Raw genomic sequence first — 10,321 nt, forward strand, 5'->3', positions numbered from 1 at the left:
AATAATTCAAGTGAATTTGTTTGAAAGAAGAACTTTAAAAGCTTTATTTTCACCCGATAAAATACCCATAAAACAAGAGGAAGCTCAAATGAGCTTCCTCTTGTGAAAAATTGTGGGACAGCAGTGGGCATTTAGCCCCTTTTTTAGTGTCAAAAATTTTAGATTTCAGACATTTCTTTTTGATATTGCGCTTCGGCTTTTTCAAAGCGTTCAACAACTTCAGCTTCAGGTGCTTTGCTCAATAAGCTCACCACAACGATACTGATCGCAGAGAAAATAAAGCCTGGAATGATTTCGTATAAACCAAGGTGGCCTAAGTAGTTTTTCCACACGATGACAGTCACAGCACCCACGATCATGCCAATGATTGCTCCGTTAAGCGTCATACGTTTCCACAGCAATGAAAGAATAATCAGCGGGCCAAATGCAGCACCGAAACCTGCCCATGCATAAGCTACTAAGCCTAAAACTTTACTTGCAGGGTTCATTGCAAAGGTGATTGCAAATACGGCAATTGCCAAGACCATCGCACGTCCAATCCAAACCAATTCTTTTTGCGATGCATTTTTACGAATAAAACCTTTGTACAAATCTTCCGTCAAGGTGGTTGAACACACCAATAACTGGCAACTGAGTGTGCTCATCACCGCAGCTAAAATTGCGGCTAAAATAATCCCTGCAATCCACGGATTGAATAGAATTTTAGTCAATTCCATAAATACCGTTTCAGGGTTGGCATTAACGACGCTTGCCAGTTCTGGGTGAACTTGGAAGTAAGCAATACCGATATAACCCGCTGCTACAGCACCGCCTAGACACAGGATCATCCATGTCATACCAATGCGTCGTGCATTTGGAATGGATTTAACAGAATCGGCTGCCATAAAGCGAACCAAGATATGCGGTTGACCAAAATAGCCTAAGCCCCACGCCATGCTGGATAAAATCGCAACTGTACTTAAACCTTCAAATAAATTAGAAGCTTGCGGGCGAGCTGTTTCCAAAATAGCAGCAAGATTTTGACTGTTATCACCTAAAGCAAGGTAGGTGATGATCGGTGTGATCAGCAGTGCAAAGATCATCAGACCCGCTTGGAAAGTATCGGTCCAACTGATCGCTAAGAATCCACCAATACAGACATAGCTGATGGTTGCAATTGCACCAATCCACAGTGCTGTTGTGTAGTTCCAACCGAATAAACTTTCGAAAAGTCGTGCGCCAGCCACCATGCCAGAAGCACAGTAAATCGCAAAGAACACTAAAATCACTACAGCTGAAATGATACGTAAAATCTTTTTACGGTCTGCAAAACGGCTCGTGAAATAATCGGGCAGGGTCAGGGCATTATTTTGATATTCGGTATGAACACGCAAGCGACCAGCAACGATCAACCAGTTCAACCAAGCACCGATAATTAAGCCGATTGCAATCCAAGCTTCGGAAAGACCAGATAGATAAATTGCACCAGGGAGACCCATGAGTAGCCAACCACTCATGTCGGATGCACCTGCTGAAAGTGCAGTCACAACACTTCCTAAACTTCGTCCACCTAAAATGTATTCGTCAAAGTTATGCGTAGCTCTGTAGGCATACAAACCAATGGCAAGCATTGCAAGAATATAAAAAATAAAGGTGACTAATGTCGGGTTTAAATGGCTCATAGGCGGTTCGTCCTTAATGAAAGCAAATCATCTCTGTCCTAGATGAAAATTTGTACTTCTGTCGTAAGTCGCAGATTCAAGCACGATTTAAAAATTACACTCTGTAACCTTTAAGCATATTTTATGTATATTTTGTGTAAACACTATTTTTTCTTATTACAAATCGAATTTTTTATTGTACTGTTGAAATGTTGTCCAGAAGGGAATTTAAATTTTGTTAAGTAAATCTACCTAAGACTTTTCATCACAAAAAGAGAACTAATGAAATTAGGTAAAAATTACACAATGTTACATGGTGAACAAGAAATGTGCATTTGAAATATTTGGTTGCAAATGTGCATCACATCATCTGTAGTGAGATGATTTGAACAGGTCGAATATGAGGTATGCACAGTCTTGGTGCGTAATTAGAGGGAATGCGCAGTGACAACGGTTCAAATGGAAAAAACGAGAATAGAGCATGATTTATTGGGGGATAAAGCAGTCCCGCAGTCATGTTATTACGGTATACATACATTGCGTGCCATCGAAAACTTTCAAATATCAAAGCAGCATGTCGGACAAAATTTAAACTTTGTACGCGCTATTGCTCAGGTAAAAAAAGCGTCAGCAGAAACAAATTACCAATTTAACTTAATACAAGATGATATTCGCCAAGCGATTCAGCAGGCCTGTGATGCATTGATTGATCATCCAGAACAATGGGCAGATTCATTTCCAATTGATATTTATCAAGGTGGAGCAGGCACTTCTATTAACATGAATGCCAATGAAGTCATTGCCAATATTGTCCTTGAATCGCTCGGAGATGCGAAAGGCAGTTATCAAAGGATTCATCCCAACGACCATGTCAATAAGTCACAATCCACCAATGATGTCTATCCAACAGCGCTGCGTCTAGCGACATATAGTGCTTTTGATGCTTTATTTGTAGTGCTAAATCAACTTATCGGAAGCTTACATGTTAAAGCTGATGAGTTTAAACATGTCATCAAAATGGGGCGTACACAGTTACAAGATGCAGTTCCGATGACTTTGGGGCAAGAGTTCCGTGCATTTGCAACATTATTAAAAGAAGATTTGAAGTTGATTGAGCAAAATCGACAGCTTTTATTGGAAATTAATTTAGGTGCGACAGCAATTGGTACTGGCGTGAATTCTCCTGCAGGTTATGCGGCCAAGGCCGTTGAAAATCTAGCTCATTTGACCGGTCTAAAATTGCAAGGTGCAGAAGACTATGTCGAAGCAACCAGCGATTGTGGCGTATTTATTTTATTATCGAGTTGCTTAAAACGTTTAGCTGTCAAACTTTCTAAAATTTGTAATGACTTACGTCTTTTAAGTTCTGGGCCACGTACAGGTTTAGCGGAAATTCGATTACCTGAGTTACAAGCAGGTTCGTCGATCATGCCTACAAAGGTCAATCCCGTGATCCCAGAAGTGGTCAACCAAATTGCATTTCGAGTAATGGGGAATGATTTAACCATCACTTTAGCCGCAGAAGCAGGGCAATTACAATTAAATGTCATGGAGCCGGTGATTGCATTGTCCATGAATGAATCGATTGAGCTTTTGGTGAATGCCGTAAAAACATTAGACAGCAAATGCATTCAAGGGATTCAGGCAAATGAGCAAGCATGTTTTGATGCTGTGATGCGTAGTGTAGGAATCGTGACCTTACTCGATCCATATTTAGGTCATGCAAAATGTGATGAAATCGGTAAGCAATGTATTGCCGAAAATAAAACCATTCGCCAAGTGGTTTTAGAGCAAGAGCTGTTAACTGAAAGTCAATTAGATGAAATTTTCTCGATTGAAAATTTAGTTTCTGAAGTGACACCATTTAGTATGCCACTGGCTCAAGTGAGTTAAATGCTTATTTAAGACTCTTAAATAGTAAATGAAGAGTAAATGACGAAGGTTAATCCTTCGTTTTTTATTTGAAGAAATCAGTGGTAAAGCTAGAGAACTAATCTGATGGCAGTGATGTATTAAGTCTCTAATAGGAACTTAATTTCTAAAAGAAAGTATTGTGTTGAGATTAGAGCTTTATAGAAACTGAAGATAGCTATTATTTTTCTATATATAGCCATGAACGTTTGGATGAAAAATTTAGCGCATAGATAAAGTCAGAACAGCTTTAACTTGCCCCAAAAAGGACGTAATCGAAGTACAATAGGTTTTTTATCATGTTGTAGATAGTCAGATGTTTAATAAGTTAGTCGATTTATTCAAAGGCGCTAAAGAGTCGCCTGAGCAACTTTACTTAGAACAACACCACATTCAATATGATGAAACTCAGGGCTATATCATTGAAGGCGTAGTTTTAAATACTTTGTCTGAACGTCTGGAATATTTGTCGAATAGAAAAATGACAAATTTCGATGATTTAAAACAGCTCTATGCGACTGCAATGATTATCAATGAAAAAATAGACTTGGAAATTGCAAATCAACGCTTTGTTGCACGATTAGGCAATACTGAAGAAAATCTGTTGCAGTTTAAACTCTATGTCAAACTATTGAATGATTATTATCGTCAATTCATCCGTGATCGTAAGTAAGTAAATGGACTGCAGTGTTTGAGTTTGATGGGTGCGTTAATGGTACTCATCAATAGAAAATACAATCGCAAATCCATATTGGTTAAAACACTGTATATAGTTGCTTAAATCTCGGAATGTAAAAAGCATCGTGTTAATATGATCACTAAGTGATTAAAACATTAAAAGCTATTTACATCATGTTCCAGCAAGAAATTTCACAACTCAATCTTAAACAGCTCAAAGCTGGCGAAAAGCGGTGGGTCGGAAACTTACAAGGCTCATCTGCTGCATTATTATTTAAAGAAATTAGCAAACAATCGAAACAGTTGTTTCTGATTGTTGCTCGTAATAATCAGCATCTCGGGCAGTTAGAAAGTGAGCTGGAATTTTACGGAATTAAGCCGACTATTTTCCCAGATTGGGAAATTTTACCTTATGACCGGCTGTCGCCACATCAAGACATCGTTTCTGAGCGCTTGGCGATTTTGTCCAATATGCCACAGCAAGGTGTGTTGTTGGTTTCAGCAACAACTTTAGCGCAGCGAGTTGCGCCTGCATCTTGGGTATTAGGTGAACACTTTGATATTAAAGTAGGTCAAAAATTTGATATAGAACAACAAAAATTAAGATTAGTACAAGCGGGCTATCACTTGGTGGATACCGTTTATGATCATGGTGAATTTGCAGTGCGCGGCAGCATAATGGATATTTACGCTTCGGGGCAAAGTTCACCGATTCGTATTGACTTATTTGATGATGAAATCGATACCCTCAAATTCTTTGATCCTGAAACTCAGCGAACCACCCAAAACTTAGATCATTTTACGGTTTTACCTGCAAAAGAATTTCCATTAAAAGAAGCACGTTCACTATTTCGTGATCGATATGCGGAAAATTTTCCGACGGCAAATCCAAAGAAAAATCCAATTTATCAGGATGTACAAGATGGCATAGCTTCACCGGGTATTGAGTTTTATTTTCCGTTGTTCTTCTCTGAACAAGCCATGAGAGAGCAAAGTACGCTATTTTCGTACTTACCAGAGAATGGCATTGTCATTACAGATAAAGCTATTGATGACACATTGATTCAGTTTTGGTCGGATATTGTGCGTCGTTATGAAGACCGCCGTCATAATGTCGACCAACCGATTTTGCCGCCAGAGCAGATTTTCCTACAACCAAATCAAGTGTTAGAACAATTAAATCTCTGCCGTCGTATCGTGGCTTCACCTGAGGCTTTTGATGAACGTAATGGCGTGATCAATCTTACTGCTGAGATTCCACCCCGTTTACCGGTCGATCCAAAACGTGAAAAGCCATTTTCTGCGGTTAAGCAATATATCGATGCGGCAAATTATCCGGTGCTTTTGGTGGCTGAAAGCGCAGGTCGACGTGAAACCTTAAAAGATGCGTTGCGTCCGAGTTTGGGTGATATCCCGACGGTCGAAAGTTTTGATGATTTTATGCATTCTATGCATGCGATTGCGATCACCAATGCTCCCTTAGATCGTGGTTTATTACTAACTGACAAGCTCAGTGTAATTTCTGAAAATCAGCTTTATGAACACCGTGTGGTTCAACGTCGTCGTAAACGCCAACAGGAAGTATCAGAAGAGTTCCTTGTTCGCAGTTTAACCGAGCTAAGTATTGGCGCACCTGTGGTTCATATTGATTATGGTGTGGGGCGATATGCAGGTTTAATTACCTTGAGTATCGATGACCAAGACCATGAATTTTTGCAGTTAGACTATGCCGATGCAGCCAAAGTGTATGTCCCTGTAACAAACCTGCATTTAATTAGCCGATACAGTGGTGGTGACCCGGATCTAGCACCATTACATAAATTGGGCACAGATGCATGGTCTAAAGCCAAACGCAAGGCTTTAGAGCAGATCCATGATGTGGCGGCAGAACTTTTGCATATTCAAGCACGTCGTCATTCGAAACCGGGTTATGGTTTTGAACTGGATCAGAGCCTCAATATGCAGTTTGCAAGTGGCTTCGCCTATGAAGAAACTTTAGACCAAGCCAATGCTATTGAAGCGACACTATATGACATGCAACAAGCGAAGCCGATGGATCGCTTGGTTTGTGGTGATGTCGGTTTTGGTAAAACAGAAGTGGCTATGCGTGCTGCATTTGTGGCAGTACAAAATAACAAACAAGTGGCTGTACTTGTTCCAACGACGCTGTTGGCACAGCAGCACTACGAGTCTTTCAAAGACCGTTTTGCGGACTGGCCTGTACGTATTGAAGTCCTATCACGCTTTGGTTCATCAAAATCACATACCAAAACCATTGAAGACCTCGCAGAAGGCAAAGTGGATATCGTGATTGGCACACATAAAATCTTGCAGGAAAGCGTGCAATTTAAAAATCTCGGTCTCATGATCGTGGATGAAGAGCACCGTTTTGGTGTGCGTGATAAAGAGCGAATTAAAGCCTTACGTGCCGATGTTGATATGCTAACGCTAACTGCAACGCCTATTCCACGTACGCTGAATATGGCTTTTAGTGGCATGCGTGATCTATCTATTATTGCAACGCCGCCTGCACGTCGACTTGCTGTGAAAACCTTTGTACAAGAGCATACTGGAGATTCAATCAAAGAAGCGATCTTGCGTGAACTATTACGTGGCGGGCAAGTGTATTTCTTACACAACGAAGTCGAGACCATCGAACGTACCGCAGAAACTTTACGTGAATTGGTCCCTGAAGCACGTATCGCGGTAGCACATGGTCAAATGCGTGAGCGTGAACTAGAGCAAATCATGCAACAGTTCTATCACAAAGAATATAACGTGCTGGTGTGTTCAACCATTATTGAAACTGGGATTGACGTGCCAAACGCCAATACCATTTTGATTGAGCGTGCAGATAAACTGGGACTAGCGCAGTTGCACCAACTACGTGGTCGTGTTGGCCGATCGCACCATCAAGCCTATGCTTATTTACTAGTGCCTTCGCTCAAAGGTCTAAAAGGTGATGCTGAAAAACGCCTAGATGCCATTTCTCGTGCATCGACTTTGGGTGCCGGTTTCATGTTGGCAACAGAAGACTTAGAAATTCGTGGTGCAGGTGAGTTGCTAGGTGAACAGCAAAGTGGCTCAATGCAAACCATCGGTTATAGCCTGTATATGGAAATGCTTGAAAAAGCCACCAAAGCCATTCAAAAAGGTAAAACGCCTAACTTTGACTCTCCATTGTCATTAACGGCTGAAATTAGCATGCACATGCCAGCCTTAATTCCAGATGATTATTTAGGTGATGTACATCAACGGTTATTGTTCTATAAACGCATTAGTAATACGGATACTCAAGAGAAACTCGATAACATTCGTATGGAGTTAATTGATCGTTTCGGCTTGCCGCCGCAAGCAGTCAAGCAATTATTCTCTGTCCATCAGTTGCGTTTAAAAGCGGAACAATTGGGTATTACTAAAATTGATATCAGCTCACATGGCGGCAGTATTGAGTTCTCGCCAGATACACCAGTTCAAGCCATATCCATCATCCAAATGATGCAAAAGCATCCGACTTTCTTCCGAATGGAAGGTGGACAGCGTCTAAAAGTGATGGTCATGCTCGAAGAATATGACAAACGCATTCAATTTATAAATGACTTATTAGACAGTTTACTGAAGGAATTAGCGCCAAATCACTAGATTTGGCGTATAAATTGCTTGTTTAGAATGAGTAGATTTTTATGCGTGTTTTTTATATAGAAGAAACGCTTGATTTTTTTGAAAAATTTATTAGAGTCATAAGCAAGCAACGTTTTATTCAAATGCGGTTTATTTGTAATGAAACGTTCTGTACAGAATATTCACACCCATAAGGATGTGATAGTATTAGCCATCATTCTAATTTTGCATCATTTATAAAGATATGTTTAGTTTACATCCACAACTTGCTCAAGATACGTTTTATGTAGGCGACTTTCCTCTGTCAACATGTCGTTTGATGAATGATATGCAATTCCCGTGGCTTATTTTGATTCCACGTGTTCCGGGAATTACAGAGCTTTATGAATTAAGTCAGGCAGACCAAGAGCAGTTTTTACGTGAATCAAGCTGGTTATCAAGCCAATTGTCACGTGTATTCCGTGCAGACAAAATGAATGTAGCTGCATTGGGTAATATGGTTCCACAATTACATTTTCATCATGTTGTTCGTTATCAAAATGATGTAGCTTGGCCGAAACCAGTTTGGGGTACGCCAGCAGTTCCTTATAACAATGATGTCTTGGCACACATGCGCCAAACACTAATGCTTGCACTACGTGGTCAAGGTGATATGCCTTTTGATTGGCGTATGGACTAATCCCGATTTACGGACAATATCAGGATAGTAGAAGAATGAGTGTCCGTATGGGGGCGATCGAGTGCCGTTAGACAATTTAATCAGCAAAGAGCCTAAACAGTTTGAATATTTTCATCGTTTGATGGGATATATCATGCTGTCTTTGGTGATTGTTGTCTATCATTACACTCAGCCAGATACGCAATATCAAATCTATATTCCTGTATTTTTATTTTTTCTGATTTTAGTCGTTCCTAAGTTTTCTCATTGGTTAATTTATCGATATAGCAATCAAGTTAAGCGCAATGTGCTTTTTCTGATCGATATCATAGTAATTGCTGTACTAATGTCTGCAGTACATTTAAGCCTCGTTTTAACCTTTCTTGCGGTCTTTGCGCTGCTATATACAACCATTTATAACAAAATTAATTTCTTAATGATGTCCTTAGCTGGGATTGTTGGTGTCACTGTATTTTATTTGTGTAATATTTATATCTTTGGTTTTCAAGAATATTTTGAGTCAACCAGCAGTGAGTTAACCGTTCTAGGTTTTTTGTGTCTTATTACATATTTCAGTGTGGGGACATTTTATCAACACACCCAAGTTCAGTCTTTGAGCAATAAAAAGAACCACTATTATGATCAGATGAATCGTTATATGGAATTCGCTAATCAATTGAGTCGTTATGCGCCAATGCAACTTTGGCAATCGATTATGAAAGGTGAGTCTGAAGCTAAAATCGAATATAAACGTAAAAAACTCACGATTTTCTTTTCAGATATCCAAGGATTTACCGAGCTTTCTGAAACATTAATCCCAGACGATTTAGCATTTCTACTCAATGACTATTTGAGTCATATGACTGAAATTGCCAAGCAGTATGAAGCGACTGTCGATAAATTTATGGGGGATGCAATTCTAATCTTCTTTGGTGATCCACATAGCCAAGGCGTAGAGCAAGATGCAAAAACCTGTTTAGAGATGGCAATGGTCATGCGTCAGCAAATGAAGTTACTGCGTGAACGCTGGATTAAAATGGGTTATCCGCCGCTACACATTCGTATGGGTATTTCTACAGGGTATTGCCACGTTGGGAACTATGGTGCAGCTCACCGTATGGCATATACCATCGTGGGTCGTGATGCGAACTTGGCTGCACGATTGCAAAGTGCGGCCGAAGTCGATGAAATTTTGATTTCAGACGATACGCATCATTTAGTGAAAAATGACTATTTATGTGCACCTAAAGCACCGATCTTCTTAAAAGGCATCAAAGGCCCAGTACGTACTTGGCAAGTGATGGAAAAATACACCTCACAGAAAACAGATTATCAACGTTGGTTCGATTACGAATATAAAGGCTTTAATCTATTGTTGAACTTAGATGAAGTACAAAACTTTGAATATCCTGAACTAATACATGTTTTAGAACGTATGATTAAACGCTTACAAACTCAGCAAAAAATGACCAACTCTGCTGGTATTGTTAAACTGAATTTAGAAGACGAAGTGATCGAAGAAGTCAAAAAAACTGAATCTCACTCTTAATTTCACATATACATTATAAAAATTAGATCTAATCGTATTGCCTTAAATTGTAAAAATAACTCAATTCATTCTTTTATCAAAACGTCTTCTTTTTTTTTGAATTGTTGAATAGTTTTATGCATAAAAAGCCAGTTACGATGTAAGCGTCCGCTGAACACACCTTCTGAATTCATCCTATAAGCCTTAATTTAGTCCCCACTTAGAAACAAGTGGGGACTTAAATTTATGACTACAAATCATCAGACATCCATCGCATCTCTTGCG

At 39.6% G+C, this 10,321-nt stretch carries 6 protein-coding genes; 5 read left to right on the top strand and 1 reads right to left on the bottom strand.

Annotated features, from left to right (window positions below; genetic code table 11):
* Nucleotides 1–158 precede the first annotated feature (158 nt).
* On the bottom strand, nt 159–1,661 hold the full coding sequence (gene putP, locus FTV03_RS15710; RefSeq protein WP_180042101.1) for a sodium/proline symporter PutP: 1,503 nt from the start codon (nt 1,659–1,661) through the stop codon (nt 159–161).
* Nucleotides 1,662–2,084: 423 nt separating this feature from the next.
* Between putP and aspA the strand changes: the two genes are divergently transcribed.
* From aspA to FTV03_RS15735, 5 genes are all read left to right on the top strand, one after another.
* On the top strand, nt 2,085–3,533 hold the full coding sequence (gene aspA, locus FTV03_RS15715; RefSeq protein ID WP_180042103.1) for an aspartate ammonia-lyase: 1,449 nt from the start codon (nt 2,085–2,087) through the stop codon (nt 3,531–3,533).
* A 334-nt stretch (nt 3,534–3,867) separates the two neighbouring features.
* Nucleotides 3,868–4,224, top strand: a complete 357-nt coding sequence (locus FTV03_RS15720) for a hypothetical protein (RefSeq protein WP_168378608.1) — start codon at nt 3,868–3,870, stop codon at nt 4,222–4,224.
* Between the two features lie 179 nt (nt 4,225–4,403).
* The gene (gene mfd / locus FTV03_RS15725; protein ID WP_180042107.1) at nt 4,404–7,871 is read left to right on the top strand and encodes a transcription-repair coupling factor; all 3,468 of its coding nucleotides are present in this window, start codon (nt 4,404–4,406) and stop codon (nt 7,869–7,871) included.
* A 223-nt stretch (nt 7,872–8,094) separates the two neighbouring features.
* The gene (locus FTV03_RS15730) at nt 8,095–8,529 is read left to right on the top strand and encodes an HIT domain-containing protein (protein ID WP_067762788.1); all 435 of its coding nucleotides are present in this window, start codon (nt 8,095–8,097) and stop codon (nt 8,527–8,529) included.
* A 61-nt stretch (nt 8,530–8,590) separates the two neighbouring features.
* On the top strand, nt 8,591–10,057 hold the full coding sequence (locus tag FTV03_RS15735; protein WP_180042105.1) for an adenylate/guanylate cyclase domain-containing protein: 1,467 nt from the start codon (nt 8,591–8,593) through the stop codon (nt 10,055–10,057).
* Nucleotides 10,058–10,321 lie beyond the last annotated feature (264 nt).

The organism is Acinetobacter sp. YH12218, assembly GCF_013417925.1.
GTDB classification, from domain to species: Bacteria; Pseudomonadota; Gammaproteobacteria; order Pseudomonadales; family Moraxellaceae; genus Acinetobacter; species Acinetobacter amyesii.